The sequence below is a fragment of the Variovorax sp. KBW07 genome (genome assembly GCF_003852515.1).
Taxonomy (GTDB): domain Bacteria; phylum Pseudomonadota; class Gammaproteobacteria; order Burkholderiales; family Burkholderiaceae_C; genus Variovorax.
Map to the genome: position 1 here is coordinate 1 of NZ_QAJK01000155.1, position 16,927 is coordinate 16,927.

Annotated in this window: 11 protein-coding genes; 1 reads left to right on the forward strand and 10 read right to left on the reverse strand. The window is 66.6% G+C overall.

Annotation, left to right across the window (positions count from 1 at the left end; genetic code table 11):
• Positions 1 to 80: 80 nt before the first annotated feature.
• The 3 genes from DBV14_RS27840 to DBV14_RS27850 form a co-directional block, all read right to left on the reverse strand.
• The gene (locus DBV14_RS27840; RefSeq protein WP_124464266.1) at positions 81 to 2,513 is read right to left on the reverse strand and encodes a DUF6351 family protein; all 2,433 of its coding nucleotides are present in this window, start codon (positions 2,511 to 2,513) and stop codon (positions 81 to 83) included.
• Between the two features lie 140 nt (positions 2,514 to 2,653).
• A complete protein-coding gene (locus DBV14_RS27845) occupies positions 2,654 to 3,289 on the reverse strand; it encodes a response regulator transcription factor (RefSeq protein WP_124464268.1) in 636 nt (211 codons plus the stop codon).
• Complete coding sequence (locus DBV14_RS27850) at positions 3,286 to 4,374, reverse strand: PAS domain-containing sensor histidine kinase (RefSeq protein ID WP_124464271.1); 1,089 nt, start codon at positions 4,372 to 4,374, stop codon at positions 3,286 to 3,288. Before DBV14_RS27850 ends, DBV14_RS27845 begins: the two co-directional genes overlap by 4 nt.
• 204 nt (positions 4,375 to 4,578) lie before the next feature.
• Between DBV14_RS27850 and DBV14_RS27855 the strand changes: the two genes are divergently transcribed.
• Positions 4,579 to 6,867 (forward strand): DUF6351 family protein, encoded by a 2,289-nt coding sequence (locus DBV14_RS27855; RefSeq protein ID WP_124464273.1) that lies wholly within the window; start codon positions 4,579 to 4,581, stop codon positions 6,865 to 6,867.
• Positions 6,868 to 6,874: 7 nt separating this feature from the next.
• Here DBV14_RS27855 and DBV14_RS27860 read toward each other — a convergent pair whose 3' ends face one another.
• From DBV14_RS27860 to DBV14_RS27890, 7 genes are all read right to left on the reverse strand, one after another.
• Positions 6,875 to 9,673, reverse strand: coding sequence for a nitrate reductase (locus DBV14_RS27860; RefSeq protein ID WP_124464275.1), 2,799 nt, complete (start codon positions 9,671 to 9,673; stop codon positions 6,875 to 6,877).
• A 75-nt stretch (positions 9,674 to 9,748) separates the two neighbouring features.
• On the reverse strand, positions 9,749 to 10,144 hold the full coding sequence (gene nirD / locus DBV14_RS27865) for a nitrite reductase small subunit NirD (protein ID WP_124464277.1): 396 nt from the start codon (positions 10,142 to 10,144) through the stop codon (positions 9,749 to 9,751).
• Between the two features lie 10 nt (positions 10,145 to 10,154).
• The gene (locus DBV14_RS27870; protein ID WP_124464279.1) at positions 10,155 to 10,943 is read right to left on the reverse strand and encodes a type IV pili methyl-accepting chemotaxis transducer N-terminal domain-containing protein; all 789 of its coding nucleotides are present in this window, start codon (positions 10,941 to 10,943) and stop codon (positions 10,155 to 10,157) included.
• A gap of 19 nt (positions 10,944 to 10,962) precedes the next feature.
• Entirely contained in the window at positions 10,963 to 13,407 is a 2,445-nt protein-coding gene (gene nirB / locus DBV14_RS27875) for a nitrite reductase large subunit NirB (protein ID WP_124464281.1), read from the reverse strand.
• Positions 13,408 to 13,529: 122 nt separating this feature from the next.
• Positions 13,530 to 14,339: an ABC transporter ATP-binding protein gene (locus tag DBV14_RS27880; protein ID WP_124464283.1), complete on the reverse strand. Its 810-nt coding sequence runs from the start codon at positions 14,337 to 14,339 to the stop codon at positions 13,530 to 13,532.
• Positions 14,336 to 15,280 (reverse strand): nitrate ABC transporter permease, encoded by a 945-nt coding sequence (ntrB, locus tag DBV14_RS27885; protein ID WP_124464285.1) that lies wholly within the window; start codon positions 15,278 to 15,280, stop codon positions 14,336 to 14,338. The genes DBV14_RS27880 and ntrB overlap by 4 nt, the downstream gene beginning before the upstream one ends.
• Positions 15,281 to 15,290: 10 nt before the next feature.
• Positions 15,291 to 16,535 (reverse strand): CmpA/NrtA family ABC transporter substrate-binding protein, encoded by a 1,245-nt coding sequence (locus DBV14_RS27890; RefSeq protein ID WP_124464287.1) that lies wholly within the window; start codon positions 16,533 to 16,535, stop codon positions 15,291 to 15,293.
• Positions 16,536 to 16,927 lie beyond the last annotated feature (392 nt).

Here is a 16,927-nt window from a genome sequence, read left to right on the forward strand (position 1 = left end):
AACCCAGGTCAGGACGGGTCAAAGCCCATAAAAAAAGCCACCGCGGACGGTGGCTTGGAGGGAATCGAAGGGCGGCCCGGTCAGCCCGGCGCGCCCTGTCCAGGCTTGCTGAAGTCGCAAACGCCCTCGGGGAAGGTGGCCTGCAGCTTCTGGATGTCGGTGGCGTTCGGTACCCATGGCGCGTAGGTGCCGTCGTTCAGGGCCGTGTCCACCGACTTCAGCGCGCACTTGAAGATGCCGCCTTCGATCGGCCCGCCGGCCACGATGCGCGAGGTGCCGTACATCTGGAACGCCTGCGTGCAGACGCCACGGGGCCGGGTGTCGAGCACGCCGTCCCAGACGCCGGCGCCCTTGGCCATGAGCGCGCCGTCCTTGTCGAAGCAGCTGTCCATGGCGCGCTCGGGGCGGTTGTCGGCCACCGTGCGCGTGGGGTTGGCGCGGATCTTCGCCATCCACTCGTCGATCACCTCGAACGCCATCGGGGTCTGGTCGAACTCGGAGGCGGCACCACGCGTTTCCGTGAACCAGATGGCCTGGTGGTCCGAGCCGCCCATCTTGCCGCGGATGCGCTGGCGGATCGCGAAGGACTGGTGCACGTTGTGCATGTTCAGCTTCTGCTCCAGGTAGGGATGCCAGTCGATGGTGGGAATGTCGGTCTTGCCGGTGAAGACGAGGCCCGAGCGTTGCATGGCCTTGATCGCGTCCAGGTCGCCGTGGGTGCGCGGTGCCGGCACGTTGGGCGTGGCCGCGTTCCACTGGTTCATGTTGCGGCTGCCCCAGGGATCGAAGTAGCTCGCATCGGCGATGACCTTCTGCACCTCTGTCGGACCGGTGCCGTTGTAGGGAAAGCCCTCCGGCACCATTTCGCTCATGCGCTTCCAGCCGCCCACCTTGAAGTTGAGGTCGACGAATTCGGCGGGCGAGATCTTGCCGTCCTTCATGGACTGCAGGCCGTACTGCACGCCCACGTTGTCCCAGGTCGAACGCGGATAGCCGTCGGCCCCGATGCCGTAGATGTTGCGCACGTCGTCGTAGTGGCTGAACGGAATCGCGCCGAAGGCCGCCATGTTCATGCGCGCGGCACCCTTGGCCATGATGCCGTCGGCGTCGAACTTCGGATTCATCGCGCCGGCGGTCAGGCCCATCCAGGCCTTGCGGCATTCGGTGGAGCCGCTGGCCATCTTCACGTTGGGCAAGAGGCCCTGCAGGCCGATGAACGGATTGGCCACGCTCTGTTCGGCGTTGAAGCCCACCAGCCAGGTCCTGTTCTTGATGTCGCTGGTCCACTTGGCCGTCGGGTTGTTGCGGTCCGTGACGTCCATGTAGTACTCGAGCAGCTCGCAGTCGCCCACGTGCGGGATCTGGCCCACCATGTCGGGATAGGGCTGCACGGCAATGGCCGCATCGATCAGGCCGGGATGGTTCTGCGGATACAGGTACTGCTGGATGCCGCCGCCCGATGCGCCCAGCCCCACGGTGTAGCTCGGCACGCCGTAGCGCTTGACGAAGCCTTCCTTGGTCATGAGCGCGGTTTCGCCGCCGAGGATCATGTCGTAGTGCTCGCCCGTGCGGTTGCCGGTGGAATACGCAATGGCGTAGCCCTTGCCGATGGCATCGACCAGCCCGGCGCGCTTGTCGGGCCCGCCCTGGTAGTGGCCGAAGCCCACGCCGCCCTGGAAGTGATAGACCAGCTTGCGGTTCCACAGGCTGGTGTCGGGCTTGGCCGGGTCTTCGCCGAACGGCGCGAGCATCACGTACTGGTAGATGAAGCGGTTGATGGTGCCGCGTTCCCAGCGCACGATGAAGTCGACCTCACGGCCGTCGGTCAGTGTCGTCTTCGCGATGTTGGGCGGGCGCGAGCCGTCGGCAGGCATCGGCTGGTAGTTGTTGTGGCTGGTGCCGCCCACGGGCATGTAGTAGTACTGCACGTAGGAGTCGATCGAGCAGTGCTGGCTGTAGCCGATGGTGGCGCCGCCCGCGTCATGCACGGCGTAGTACTTGGTGTCGGTGGTGTCGACCAGCGGCTCCTTGCCGAGCTCGGTGAGCACCGAGCACACGAAGGGCTCCTGCTTGGGCCCGGCGAACATCGGCCCGGTGATCGGGTGGTTGGTGAGCGTGAGCGTGTCGAGCTTGCCGCGCGTCTTGTGGCGCAGCTCCAGCGTGTTGGCGCCCAGCTTCAGTCCGGTCACGACGCCTTCGAGCCGGTCGGCGCCCGATGCGAGCGCGGGGCTGATCTTCGCGCCGTTGAGCCAGAGCTCGACCTGTGCCTGATCGGCCGGCGGCGCGAGCACCGCGATGCGCGCGTCTCCGCCCGACACATGCTCCGGCTGGCTCGACAGCACCTGCAGCGCTATCTTCGATGCCGGCGGCGTGGCGGGCCCGGACGATGGGGGAGGCGATGTGGCGATGAACGGAAAACCGCCACCACCACCACCACCGCCGCTGCCGCCACCGCATGCGGCAATCACGATCGCACCCGCGGTGCAGGCGGCGATCTGTTTCCATGAACTCATTGGGATGTCTCCTCGATTGTTGTTCTTGCAGGCACGGGCCGTCGGCCCGCGGTCCGCACACATGCTAGGGAGGCAACCCCCGCGCCACAAGTCGGAAACCCGGGCGTCGGCTGTCAGATTTCGATGACGCGAATGCCCGCTCAGTCCACCAGCCGGTGGTGCACCGCGTACTGCACCAGCTGGGCATTCGAGCCCAGGCCCATCTTCTCGAGCAGGCGGCGCCGGTAGGTGCTCACGGTCTTGACGTTGATCGTCAGGCGGTCGGCAATGGCCGTGAGCGATTCGCCGAGCACGATCATCCGCAGGATTTCCGATTCGCGCGACGACAGCCGCTCATGCGGCCGTGGATCGGGCGTGAGGCCCTGCGTGTTGTCCATGAGCGCCCGCGTGATCGACGGCGCGATGAACTGCCTGCCGCGGCGCACGATGCGGATGGCCGCAATGAGGTCGTCGGCCTCCATGTCTTTCGCCACATAGCCGTGCGCGCCGTTGCGCAGCGCGCGCACCGCGTACTGCGGCTCCGAGTACATGCTCAGCATGATGATGCGCAGTGCCGGGAAGCGCTCGCGGATCGGGCCGATCAGGTCCAGCCCGCTGCACCCGGGCATGTTGATGTCGAGCAGCAGCACGTCGGTCGGTTGCGCCTCCAAGCAGGCCAGGCCGCCGCGCCAGTCGCCGGCTTCCTCGATGCGCGTGATCTCCGGCGCGTCCTGCAGCACCTTGCGCAGCCCCGAGCGGAACATCGCATGGTCGTCGATGATGAGCAGGCTGGTCACGAGCGAACGAGCGGGCTCGCGACGATCGGCGCCTGCAGGACGACGCGCGTGCCGAAGTGCGGGGCCGAGTCGATCGTCAGCGTGCCGCCGAGTTCGTAAGCTCGCTCCCGCATGGAGATGAGGCCCATCGATTGCCGCTGCGCCTGCAGGCCGGCGTCGGCGCGGGTGTGGAAGCCGACGCCGTCGTCCTCGATCTCCAGCCAGAAGGCCGCATCGGTGCGCCGGAACCGGACCGCGACGCTGGACGCGCGCGCATGCCGTGCGACGTTCGTCAGCGCCTCCTGGAAGATGCGGAACACGGCAATCGACCGCCAGCGCGGCAGGTCGATGTCGAACTCGGGTGGCTGCAGGCTCACGCGCAATTCGGAGCGCTCGCGAAAGCGCTTCAGGTGCGCCGCGATGGCCGCGCCCAGGCCCAGGTGGTCGAGCGCCTGCGGCCGCATCGACTCCGACAGCTCGCGCACGTTGTCGATGGCTTCCACCAGCAGGGCATTGAGGTCGGCGGCAATGCCGCGCACGGCGGTGGAGCGGGAGCGCCGCGCAATACGGCCCACGTCGAGCTTCATCGAGGTGAGCAGGCCGCCCAGCACGTCGTGCACCTCGCGTGCGTATTCGGCGCGCTGCTGCTCGCGCATGGTGTTGAGCCTGGAGGCCAGCTCGCGGTACTCGTGGCGCGATTCGAGCAACTCAGCATCGCGCTGTATCTGCCCGCTCACGTTCACGCCCACGCCTACCACGGCAGGCCGGCCGCGAAACTGCATGGCCTGCCCATGCACGTCGATGTGCACCACGTTGCCGTCGCGGTGCAGCCCGTGCGTGACGAAGTGCATGCTCTTCACTTCGCCGGAAATGCGCCGCTTGTAGCGGTCCATCACTTCGGCCACGTAGTAGCCGGGAACGCACTCGCGCAGCGGCTTGCCCAGCACTTCGTCGTTGGAGTAGCCGGCCATGCCCGCGAAGGTGGCGTTGGTGTACTGGAAGTGCTCGTCCTGCAGGATGTAGATGCCCGCGACCGACTGCTCCACGATGCCGCGGAACGGAACGGACTGCATGTCGAACGGTGCGCTGTTGGGTGTTTGTCTCATCTCTTTCTTCTGCCCATCCGATGGCGTCTTCGCGCAGGGCTGCAACCAACGCTGGAATTATGTGGCGCCTGCCTGCGCGCGTGGAGGCGGGCAAACCCGCTCCGGCATCCGTGTTTCCCCGAGGAGCGGCACCCGTTTATCTGACAGATATGCGGCACCCGTTTGCATAGAGTCGTGCCTTCGCTTTCCCGCTGGAGACAAGAGATGACGACCTTCGCGCCCGCTTCGCGACGCTTGCTGTGGCCCGCTGCAATGACGCTCGCCGCGTTGCTGCTGGGCAGTTGCGGAGGCGGGAGCGGCGGTGGCTCGGCATGGCCCGGCTTTCCGATGCCGGGCAGCGGCACGGGTGATCCCGCACCGCCGGCACCACCGGTTTCGGTGGGCAAGATTGCGCTGACTACTTTGTCGGGCCGCGCGGACATGGTGACCGGTGGCGACACGCTGCTCGAAGTGACGTTGCCCGAAGGCGTGGCCGCCACCGACGTGCGCGTGACGCGCAACGGCGAAGACGTGACCGCGGCCTTTGCGGCCCAGCCCGGTGGCCGCTCGCTGCGCGGCCTGGTGACGGGGCTTGCACTGGGTGGCAACACGCTGGCCGCGAAGGTCGGCGCAAAAGTGACCGGTGCGGCCGACGCAGCCGGAGAACTGGCCGTGACCAACCATCCGATCACCGGCCCGGTGTTCTCGGGGCCGCAGCTGAAGCCCTTCGAATGCCGCACGGTGGCCTCGAACCTGGGGCCGGCGCTGGATGCGGACTGCTCGGTTGCCGCCACCTTCGACTGGTTCTACTTCACGCCCGCCGGCGTGCGCAAGGTGCTGGCCGATCCGCTGGGCCCGCGCCCGGCCGACCTCGCCACCACGACCACGCTGGAGGGCAAGACCGTGCCCTTCATCGTGCGTGTCGAGTCCGGCACGATCAACCGCTCGATCTACCGCATCGCGGTGCTCGACGATCCGGCCGAGGCGGGGCGATGGAGCCCGGCCGGCTGGAACCGGCGCATCGTCTTCCGCTTCGGCGAGTCGACGGCCGCGCAGTACAACCAGGGCTCCAACACCTTGAACGACGTGTTCAAGCCTGACGACATCGACCAGCAGAACATCCAGTCGTTGCAGAAGGGCTACGCCTACGTGATGTCGACGCTGAACATCAACAAGGTCAACGTCAACGACGTGCTGGCGGCCGAGACCGCGATGATGCTGCGCGAGCACATCGCCAAGCACTACGGCCTGCCGCGCTGGATGCTGGGCATGGGCGGCTCGGGCGGCGCGATACAGCAGATGCTGATTGCGCAGAACTACCCGGGCATTCTCGACGGGCTGATGCCCGACGCGGCCTTTCCCGATGTGTTCAGCACCGCGCTGGCGGTGTCCGACTGCCGCTTGCTCGACACCTACTTCACCAATCCGGCAAGCCCCGGGTATCCGTTCAGCGATGCGAAGCGCCTGGCGGTCGAAGGCCATCGCAAGGGCACCTGCAAGACCTGGAGCGTCGGCAATGGCGATGCCGTGCTGGCCACCAGCGGCTCGGTATCGCCGGCCTGCGGCCTGACGGATGCGACGCTGGTCTACAACCCGGCAAGCAACCCGACGGGCGCGCGCTGTACGGTGTACGACATCAACGTCAACACGCTGGGCCGCGATGCAGCAACCGGCTTTGCGCGCCGGCCGCTCGACAACGTGGGCATTGCCTATGGGCTCGATGGCCTGAAGAAAGGCGCGATCAGCGTCACCGAGTTTCTCGACCTGAACGAGAAGGTCGGCGGCTATGACGCCGATGGCAACATCGCCGCGCAGCGCACCGTGGCCGACACCGAGGCGCTGCAACGCGCCTACACGCTGGGCCGCATCGGCAGCGGCGGGGGCGGGCTGGCCACCGTACCGCTGCTCAGCCTGCATCCCTATGCCGAGCCGGGCGCGGACATCCACACCATCTACAACGACCTCAAGATCCGCGAGCAATTGATGCAGGCCAACGGCCGCACGGACAACCAGGTGATCTGGTTGTTTCCGAATCCGCAACTGGCCGCTTTGATAGGCCTGCCGGGACAGGTGCAGCCCCTGAAAACGTTGCTGCACGACACCCTGTTCGCAAGGCTGGACCTGATGACGCAATGGCTCGACGCCATGGTCGACGACCCCGCGCCGCTGAGCGCCGACAAGGTGGCGCGCCACAAGCCGGCCGATGCCGTGGACTCCTGCTGGGATGTGCGCAACAGCGCGCGCTACAAGGAAGCGGCGACCTTCAACGACGCCGGCCAGTGCAATGCGCTCTATCCGAAGACACCGCCGCCGCGCATGGTGGCGGGCGGTCCGCTGGCGGACAACGTGGTCAAGTGCCAGCTGAAGCCGGTGCGCGAGGAAGATTTTCTACCCGCGACTTTCACCGGGCCCGAGAAGCTGCGGCTGGCGGCCATCTTTCCCGAGGGTGTCTGCGACTTCTCGAAGCCCGGCGTGGGGCAGGCGGCGCTCAAGGGCACCTGGCTGCGCTACTGAGCATCGATCAGGCCGCGGGCACCAGCGCTTGCGGCTGCGGCTGCTCGCGCACCATGCGCTTCAACTCCGGAATGCACGACCCGCAGTTGGTGCCGCACTTCAGCGTGCCCTGCAGCGCAGCCAGCCGCTCGTCGGCGCTGCCGCCGCATCGGCCCAGTTCGGCCTGGATTGCCAGGTCGGTCACGTTGAAGCAGGTGCACACGGGCTTTCCGCGCGACTGCACCGCCAGCGGCGCGCGTGCGCCCGGAGACAGCAGCAGGCGGCCGTAGCTCTGCGCCGGCAACTCTTCGCGCAGCAGCGTCGCGATCCACGCTTCGGCGCTGGTGTCGCCCGCCAGCAGGAAAGCTTCGAGGCCGGCGCTCTGGTCGGCGCGGCGCACCAGCCGCACCGAGCGGCGCTGGCCGCGACGGCGGTCGGCGTAGCGCAGGGTGTCGGTGCCCTGCAGGCCGAGCAGGGATTCCATCTGCTCCAGCAGCGCATCGGCGGGTGCATCGTGCCCGGCGGCGCGAAACAGCAGGCCGCTGCGTTCGGCACCGGCCGTGTTGCCCGCGAAGGGCACGCAGGCCGCGAACGGAAACAGCGCCATCAGCGGTTGCAGCGCGCGGTGCGCGGTCAGTGCCGAATCGGACGGCAGCCAGGCCATGGCCAGCAGCGACCACGGCAGCTCGGCCTTGAGAATTTTCACCGGCGTGTGCTTCAGCTCGGGCTGCTTCGACGTGGGGCAGAAGGCCGGCGTGGTGAGCGCGTTGATGCCGGCCAGCCGCGTGCCGGTCGACGAGCAGCCGCTCAGGTATTCCTCGCCCCAGTGCATCGCGACGAAAGCCTGGCTCATGCCGATCTCGGCACTGGCGCGCGCGGGCAACAAGATCGAGCCGCGCTTCGAGGTCAGGTGCACCAGTTCGCCGTCCTTGATCTGGCGGCGGGCCATGTCCTGCGCATTCATCTGCACCATGGGCTCGGACACGTGGCCGAACAGCTTGCCCACGGTGCCGGTGCGGCTCATGCCGTGCCACTGGTCGCGCAGGCGGCCGGTGTTCAGCGAGAAGGGGTAGCGCGCTTCTCGGGCCTCGGCCACGGGCTTGTAGGGCGTGTCGGCGAAGCGGGCGCGGCCGTCGGGCGTGGGGAACACGCCGTCTTCGTAGAGGCGCGCGCGGCCGGTGCTTTCACCTTCCTTCAGCGGCCACTGCTGCGGGCCGGCGTCGTCGAGCATCGCGTAGCTCAGGCCGGTGATGTCGAGGTCGCGCCCGCGGGTGGTTTCGCGGTGTTCGTTCCAGACCGATTCGGCCGTGGCGTAGGGAAACAGCGAGTGCGTGCGGCCCAGGCATTGTTCTAGCCGGCGCGCGAAATCGGTCGCTATCGACCAGTCGTGCCGCGTTTCGCCGGGCGCGGCGATGGCAGGGCGCACGCGCGAGATGCGGCGTTCGCTGTTGGTCACGCTGCCGTTTTTCTCGCCCCAGGTGGTGGCGGGCAGCAGCAGGTCGGCGAAGGCGCAGGTGGCGGTGGTGGCAAAGGCTTCCTGCACCACCACGAACTCGGCGCGCTCCAGCGCGCGGCGCACGGTGGCCTGGTCGGGCATCGACTGGGCGGGGTTGGTGCAGGCAATCCACAGCGCGCGAATCTCGCCGTCGGCGGCGGCCTGGAACATTTCGACGGCGGTCTTGCCCGGTTTCTCGGGCACCGAGGGCACGCCCCACAGCGCGGCCACTTCGGCGCGGTGCTCGGGGTTGCCCAGGTCGCGGTGCGCGCTCAACAGGTTGGCCAGGCCGCCGACCTCGCGCCCGCCCATCGCGTTGGGCTGGCCGGTGAGCGAGAACGGGCCGGCGCCGGGCTTGCCGATCTGGCCGGTGGCCAGGTGCAGGTTGATCAGCGCCGCATTCTTCGCGGTGCCGCTGGACGACTGGTTCAGGCCCTGGCAATACAGGCTCAGCGTGGCGGGCGATGTGGCGAACAGCCGCGCGGCCGCCAGCAGATCGTCTTTCGAAATGCCGCAGACCTGCGCCACCTTGTCGGGTGTGCATTCGCGCACCGTGGCCTTCAGCGCGTCGAAGCCGCTGGTGTGGGCGGAGATGTACTTCGCATCGGTCCAGCCTTCCCACAGCATCAGGTGCAGCATGCCGTTGAACAGCATCACGTCGGTGCCCGGCTGGATCGGCAGGAACAGGTCGGCAATTTCGACCGTGTCGGTGCGGCGCGGATCGGCCACGATGATCTTCAGCGCCGGGTTGGCGGCCTTCGCGTCCTCGATGCGGCGGAACAAGATGGGGTGCGCCCACGCGGTGTTGCTGCCCACGATGAACAGGCATTGCGCATGCTTCAGGTCGTCATAGCAGGCCGGCGGCGCGTCGGCGCCCAGCGTCTGCTTGTAGCCGGCCACGGCGCTGCTCATGCACAGGCGCGAGTTGGTGTCGACGTTGTTGGTGCCGACAAGGCCCTTGGCGAGCTTGTTGAAGACGTAGTAGTCCTCGGTCAGCAACTGGCCCGAGATGTAGAAGCCGACGGCGTCGGGGCCGTGCTCTTGAATGACCTGCGCGAACTTGCTGGCGGCGTTGTCCAGGGCCGTGTCCCAACCGATGGCCACCGGCGCCTGGCCACGTACGAGGCGCTGCATCGGCTGCAGCAGCCGGGTCTGGCGCGTGACGGTGGCGCTGGCCGTGAGGTGCAGCGTCGAGCCCTTGGTGCAGAGTCGCCCGAAGTTGGCCGGATGGAGCGGGTCGCCGCGCACGCCGGTGATCTGCGTGCCGTCGGATTCGATGATGACGCCGCAGCCGACACCGCAATACGGGCAGGTCGATCGTGTCTCGCGCATTGCTCCCTCCCCTCCCGGGGGAGGGTGGGGGTGGGGGCTCGCGGCGCTGGCGATGGTCACGCTGCTGCCCTCACCCTAGCCCTCTCCCAGAGGGAGAGGGGACAAGACCTTCGGGCCGGCAACGGGGCGGGGCAGGTCGGTGGCGTGGGTGGCCAGTTCGGTGGCATCCAGGTGCACCACGCCGTCCGTCACCTTCACCGCGAACTTCGGCGTGCAGCCTTCGTCGGGCGACTTCGCGCAGCCGTCGTCCAGGCCGATGGCCCAGTTGTGCAGCGGGCAGGCCACGCTGGTGCCGAACACGATGCCCTGGCTCAGCGGGCCGCCCTTGTGCGGGCAGCGGTCGAGCAGTGCAAAGACCTGGTCCTCGGTGTTGCGGAACACGGCGACGTCCACGCCCACGGGCCGCGCCACGCGGCGGGCGCCGAGCACGGGGATGTCGTCGATGCGGCAGATGGCTTTCCATTCGCTCATGGTGGGCTCTCTAGGTTTTGAGGTCGGAATACAGGCCGGTCACGCGGTCCATGATGGCCAGCAGGTTTTCGCTGGTCACGAACACGTCGGACATGAGGGCCGGCGAGGCAGCGGTGCCTTCGAGGCGTTGCAGTCCCCGGTTGAAGAACATCCATTGCGCATCGGCCAGCACCAGTTCCTGGCGGATCTGCGCGGTGGCTTCGGGCGCGTTGCGCAAGATTTCCAGCGCGGCCAGGAATTCGGTGCGCGACTTCGCGATCTCGGCCGCGCTGCCGGCCGCGTCGATCTGCATTGCTCCGGCCAGGCAGAACTTGGCCATGCGCTGCGACAGCATGCGCTGCCGGCCCGCGATGTTGACCAGCCGGCCCACGGGTTTGCCCGAGGCGGCTTCGTACTGCATGGTGCCCTGGTTCGCGAGCGCGAGCACGGCGGCGTCAAGCTTGACGACCTTGGCGGCTTCTTCCTTGCTGGGCGCGGCGCCGGTGAGCTCGCGCTTGAAGTCGTTCCAGCTGCTGTCGAGTGCGTCGTAGGTGCCGCGGATCGTGGGGCTCGGCGCGAAGGCCTTGAGTTCGCCCAGCTGCTTTTCGAACAGCGCGATCGACCTGTCGAGTACCTGCTGTGCACTGCGCGGCTCCACCTTCTGCAGCAATGCCAGGTAGGCCTTGCTCGCGCGCTGCGACAGCATGCGCTGGCGGCCCGCCTTGTTGATGGCGTCGTTGAGGTCGGCCACCTGCGCGTGGGCGCCTGCTCCCGTCAGGGAAGCCAGCGCGGCGGTGGCGATGAAGTGTCTTCGTTTCAAGCGTTTCTCCGTTCGCCGTTCAGGCCGAGAGCGGCTCGAACTGCCGCACGTCGACCGACGCCTGGGCCGACTCGAACCACGGATCGGGTTCGCCGTCGAGCGCGAACTGCAGCCGCTCCCACAGCGCCTTGCGGCCCTCGGCGTCTTCGAGGATTTTTTTCTTCACATAGTCCAGGCCCACGCGGCCGATGTAGTGCACCGTGCGCTCCAGGTACCAGCCTTCCTCGCGGTAGAGCTGCAGGAAGGCGCCGGTGAACTCCATCACTTCCTCGCTGGTCTTCACCTTCACGAGGAACTGCGCCACTTCGGTCTTGATGCCGCCGTTGCCGCCCACGTACAGCTCCCAGCCCGAGTCGACGCCGATCACACCCACGTCCTTGATGCCGGCCTCGGCGCAGTTGCGCGGGCAACCCGACACGGCCAGCTTGACCTTGTGCGGCGAGTACATGGCCCACAGCGCGCGCTCCAGGTACTTGCCCATCTGCGTGGAGTCTTGCGTGCCGAAGCGGCACCACTCGCTGCCGACGCAGGTCTTCACCGTGCGCAACGACTTGGCATAGGCAAAGCCCGAGGGCATGCCGATGTCTTTCCACACGCCTTCCAGGTCTTCCTTCTTCACGCCCAGGAGGTCGATGCGTTGGCCGCCCGTGACCTTGACGGTCGGAATCTTGTACTTGTCGGCCGCGTCGGCAATGCGCCGCAATTCGTCGGGCGTGGTGTGGCCGCCCCACATGCGCGGAATGACGGAGTAGGTGCCGTCTTTCTGGATGTTGGCGTGGCTGCGTTCGTTGATGAAGCGGCTTTGCGGATCGTCCTTCGCCTCTTTCGGCCAGGTGCTGATCAGGTAGTAGTTGATGGCGGGACGGCAGGTGGCGCAGCCGTTGGGCGTGCGCCATCCGAGGTTGCGGTACACCTCGTCGTGCGTCAGGTAGTGCTCCTTTCGGATGGCGTCGCGCACGTCCTGGTGGCTCACGTCGGTGCAGCCGCACACGGCCTTTTTCTTCGGTGTGGCAGAGTAGTCGCCGCCCGCGGTGAACATCAGGATCTGCTCGACCAGCCCGGTGCACGAGCCGCAGCTGGCGCTGGCCTTGGTGTGCTTCTTGACCTCGTCGAGCGTGAACAGGCCCTTTTCCTTGATGGCCTTGCAGATCGTGCCCTTGTTGACGCCGTTGCAGCCACACACCTCGGCATCGTCGGGCATGCTCGCGGCCTTGTTGTGGCCCTCGTGGCCGGTGTCGCCGATGTTCGATTCGCCGAACATCAGCTTGTCGCGGATGTCGTGCACGCTGCGGCCGTCGCGCAGCAGCTTGAAGTACCAGCTGCCGTCCACCGTGTCGCCGTAGAGGCAGGCGCCGACCAGCTTGTCGTCCTTGATGACCAGTTTCTTGTAGACGCCGCCGAAGGGGTCGCTCATGACGATTTCTTCGGTGCCTTCGCCGCCCATGAACTCGCCGGCGCTGAACAGGTCGATGCCCGTCACTTTCAGCTTGGTCGAGGTCAGCGAGCCGAGGTAGCGGCCGATGCCGAACTGCGCCAGGTGGTTGGCCGCGACCTTGGCCTGCTCGAACAGCGGCGCGACCAGGCCGTAGGCAATGCCGCGGTGCGCCGCGCATTCGCCGACCGAGTAGATGCGCGCATCGGTCACGGTCTGCAGGGTGTCGGTGACCACGATGCCGCGGTTGCAGTGCAGGCGCATCTTCTCGGCCAGCTCGACGTTGGGGCGGATGCCGACGGCCATGACGACCAGGTCGGCGGCAACTTCGGTGCCGTCCTTGAAGCGGATGGTCTTGACGCGCCCGTCTTCACCGCCCACCAGGTCCTGCGTCTGCGCGCCCATCAGGAACTTCAGGCCCCGGTCTTCCAGCGACTTCTGCAGCAGCTTGCCTGCCACGTCGTCGAGCTGGCGCTCCATGAGCCAGGGCATGACGTGCACCACCGTCACGTTCATGCCGCGCAGCATCAGGCCGTTGGCGGCTTCCAGGCCCAGCAGGCCGCCTCCGATGACCACCGCGTTCTTGTGCGTGCGCGCAGTCTCGATCATGTAGTCGGTGTCGGCGATGTCGCGGTAGGCGATCACGCCCTTCAGGTCCTTGCCGGGCACGGGCAGCATGAAGGGGTTGGAGCCGGTGCACATCAGCAGGCGGTCGTAGACGGCCTCGGTAACGCCGCCTTGCGAATCCACGGCGCGAACGATGCGCTTGACGCGATCGACCTCGACCACTTTCTTGCCGGCATGCAGCGTGATGTGGTTGTCGGTGTACCAGTCCCAGCTGTTGAGCACGATCTCGTCGACCGTCTGCTCGCCGGCCAGCACCGGCGACAGCAGGATGCGGTTGTAGTTCGGGTGCGGCTCGGCGCCGAAGACGGTGATGTCGTACAGCTCGGGCGCAATCTTCAGCAGCTCTTCGAGCGTGCGCACGCCGGCCATGCCGTTGCCGACCATCACGAGTTTGAGTTTCTTCATGGGGCTGGACCTTTCCTGGAATTCAAGCAAGCAAGCGAACGAGGACCGGCGGCGCGCCCGAAGCATCGCGCCGTCATTTTCTTTGGGGGCGCCGTGGCGCCGGCCGACCGGGTGCCGCTGCGTCAGGCCGCGGTTTTCTCCACATGCGCCTGGCGCGTGTAGAGAAAGTCGATGACGGCCTTGCGTGCGTGCACGTAGGCCGGGTCTTCGGCCAGCTCGACACGGTTGCGCGGGCGCGCGATGTTCACTGCCAGCACGTCGCCGATGGTCGCGGCCGGGCCGTTGGTGAGCATCACGATGCGGTCGCTCAGCAGCACGGCTTCGTCGACGTCATGGGTGACCATGACCACGGTGCTGTGCGTCTTCTGCACGATGGCCAGCAGCTCGTCCTGCAGCTTGGCGCGGGTGAGGGCGTCGAGGGCGCCGAAGGGCTCGTCCATCAGCAGCACCTTGGGCTCCATCGACAGCGCACGCGCAATGCCCACGCGCTGCTTCATGCCGCCCGATATTTCGCCGGGGCGCTTCTGCGCGGCGGGCGTGAGGCCGACCAGCGCCAGCGCCGCGTCGGTGCGCTCGCGCAATTGCGCCTTGCTCTCCGTGGCCGCGAACACGCGCTCGACCGCCAGGTACACGTTCTCGAAGCAGGTGAGCCAGGGCAGCAGCGAATGGTTCTGGAACACCACCGCGCGCTCGGGGCCGGGGCCCTTGATTTCCTTGTTGGCGCACAGCAGCACGCCCTGCGTCGGCGTCGTCAGCCCGGCGATGAGGTTCAACAGCGTCGACTTGCCGCAGCCCGAGTGGCCGATGAGCGTGATGAACTCGCCCTTGGCGACGTGCAGGTTGATGTCGCGCAACGCGAGAAAACTGCCCTTGGCCGTCTTGAAGCGCTGCTCGACGTTATGGATCTCGATGTACTTCGAATCGTCGTTCATGACTTCACCTCTTCGAACGTGAACGCAGTAGCCAGCTTGATGAGCGCGAACTCCAGCACCAGCCCGACGATGCCGATCACGAAGATCGCGATGATGATGTTGGCGACGTTGAGGTTGTTCCACTCGTCCCACACCCAGAAGCCGATGCCGACGCCGCCGGTCAGCATTTCGGCGGCGACGATCACCAGCCACGCGGTGCCGACCGCGAGCCGCACGCCGGTCAGCATGTAGGGCAGCACGGCGGGGAACAGGATCTTGGTGAGGATCTTCCATTCGGAGAGGTTCAGCACCTTGGCCACGTTCATGTAGTCGCTCGGCACGCGCTGCACGCCGACGGCAGTGTTGATGACCATGGGCCAGATCGAGCAGATGAAGATGGTCCAGATGGCGGCCGGGTTGGCGCCCTTGAACACCAGCAGGCCGATGGGGAGCCAGGCCAGCGGCGACACCGGGCGCAGCAGGCTGATCAACGGGTTGAACATGCGCGCAAGGAACTCGAAGCGCCCGATGGCAAAGCCCGCCGGGATGCCGACCAGCGCCGCAAGGCCGAAGCCCAGCGCCACGCGCTGCAACGACGACAGCACGTTCCAGCCCACGCCCTGGTCATTGGGGCCCTTGCTGTAGAACGGATCGCTGAACACCGTGAGCGCCTGCTGCCAGGTGGCAAGCGGGGTGGGAAAGCCGGTGGTGCTGTTCATGGCCACCAGCTCCCAGACCAGCACCAGCAGACCGAAGCCCACGAGCGGCGGCAGCACGCGCATCCAGAAGGCGCGCAGGTCGATGGGCGGCTTTTGCTCCCTCTTCTCTTTGGGCAGGGGGCTGGGGTGAGGGGCGGCCTCGACTTTGGACGCAGCCTCGCCCCGGCCTTCTCCCGCACGCGGCGGAGAGGAAGAGGGAGGCAGGGACGTATCCAGGGGCGAATGAAAGACGGCGCTGACCATGTTGTTCTCCCTATGCATGAAGCTTGAACGACTCTGCGTATTTCTTCGGGTCCTTGCCGTCCCACACCGAGCCGTCGAACAGCTTGCTGGTGCGCATCGCGTCCTTGGGCACCGGCGTCTGCGTGGCGGCGGCGGCCTGCTTGTAGATGTCGATGCGGTTGATCTCGGTGGCCACCTTCAGGTAGTCGGGGTGTTCCTTCAGCAGGCCCCAGCGCTTGTGCTGCGTGAGGAACCACATGCCGTCCGACAGGTACGGGAAGTTCACGGCACCGCCGTTGTAGAACTTCATGTGGTTGGGATCGTCCCAGCTCTTGCCCAGGCCATTGGTGTAGCGGCCCAGGATGCGCTGGTTGATGGCATCGACGCTGGTGTTGACGTAGCTCTTGTCGGCGATGGTCTCGGCCATCTTGTTCTTGTTCTGCAGGCCGGCGTCGATCCACTTGCCGGCTTCGAGGATCGCGGCGGTCACGGCACGCGCCGTGTTCGGGTACTTCTTCGTGAACTCGGCGGTGCAGCCGAGCACCTTCTCGGGGTGGTCTTTCCAGATGTCCTGCGTGGTGATGGCCGTGATGCCGATGCCGTCCATGATGGCGCGCTGGCCCCAGGGCTCACCGACGCAGTAGCCGTCCATGTTGCCCACGCGCATGTTGGCCACCATCTGCGGCGGCGGCACGGTGATGTTCTTCACGTCCTTGAACGGGTCGATGCCGGCGGAGGCGAGCCAGTAGTAGAGCCACATGGCGTGCGTGCCGGTGGGGAAGGTCTGCGCGAAGGTGTATTCGCGCTTCTCTGTGGCGATGAGCTTGGCGAGCGAGGCGGCATCGACCGCGCCCTTGTCGGCCAGCTTCTTCGACAGCGTGATGGCCTGGCCGTTGTTGTTGAGGGTCATGAGCACGGCCATGTCCTTCTTCGGGCCGCTCAGGCCCAGGTGCATGCCGTAGACCAGGCCGTAGAGCACGTGCGCCATGTCGAGGTCGCCGTTGGAGAGCTTGTCGCGCACGCCGGCCCAGCTGGCCTCCTTGCTGGGGACGATCTTCACGCCGTACTTCTTGTCGATGCCGAGCACCGAGGCCATCACCACGCTGGCGCAGTCGGTGAGCGGGATGAAGCCGATCTTCACTTCTTCTTTCTCGGGCTTGTCCGAGCCCTGGGCCCAGACGGCGGCACGCAGCGCGGGGTCGATGCCCACCGCGCCGATGGCGGCGGCTTGCAGTACGCGGCGGCGGCTGAGGCGGGTTTTCAGCAGGTCGGTCATGGGGTACGGGCTCCGGTTGAAGAACGAACAAAATGCAGAAGCGAAAAACAAAAAAGGCGTCCCGACCACGCAAGGGCTGCTCGCGAACGAGCCCTTGCGGGATGGGGACGCCTTTGTCCGGTTAGGTGGGTGGCACCCGCCGTTGGGTGCTGCCTGCCTGAAGACCAATGAAGGTCCATGGGTTCACTTATGCAAAGTGCGTGCCAGTAGCTTTGTCCTGTTTGTTGCTCTCGAAACGGTAGCAGGATGGCTTGTGCGGACGGGGGAATGCCTTCTGTGCCGTCGTCTTGGACCCGTGGCACGTTTTTGTGCGCTGCACCAAGTTGAACGCTTTCCGGGCTGTTCTATGCGGTTGGTTTCGGGGCGTCTGTGGTTTTGGCGCTGTCGTTCAG

Bases quoted from the DNA above. Each gene is read 5' to 3' on its own strand.
- DBV14_RS27840 (WP_124464266.1), bottom strand. From the start codon at position 2,513: ATGAGTTCATGGAAACAGATCGCCGCCTGCACCGCGGGTGCGATCGTG.
- DBV14_RS27855 (WP_124464273.1), top strand. From the start codon at position 4,579: ATGACGACCTTCGCGCCCGCTTCGCGACGCTTGCTGTGGCCCGCTGCA.
- ntrB (WP_124464285.1), bottom strand. From the start codon at position 15,280: ATGGTCAGCGCCGTCTTTCATTCGCCCCTGGATACGTCCCTGCCTCCC.
- DBV14_RS27890 (WP_124464287.1), bottom strand. From the start codon at position 16,535: ATGACCGACCTGCTGAAAACCCGCCTCAGCCGCCGCCGCGTACTGCAA.
- nirD (WP_124464277.1), bottom strand. From the start codon at position 10,144: ATGAGCGAATGGAAAGCCATCTGCCGCATCGACGACATCCCCGTGCTC.
- nirB (WP_124464281.1), bottom strand. From the start codon at position 13,407: ATGAAGAAACTCAAACTCGTGATGGTCGGCAACGGCATGGCCGGCGTG.
- DBV14_RS27850 (WP_124464271.1), bottom strand. From the start codon at position 4,374: ATGAGACAAACACCCAACAGCGCACCGTTCGACATGCAGTCCGTTCCG.
- DBV14_RS27860 (WP_124464275.1), bottom strand. From the start codon at position 9,673: ATGCGCGAGACACGATCGACCTGCCCGTATTGCGGTGTCGGCTGCGGC.
- DBV14_RS27880 (WP_124464283.1), bottom strand. From the start codon at position 14,339: ATGAACGACGATTCGAAGTACATCGAGATCCATAACGTCGAGCAGCGC.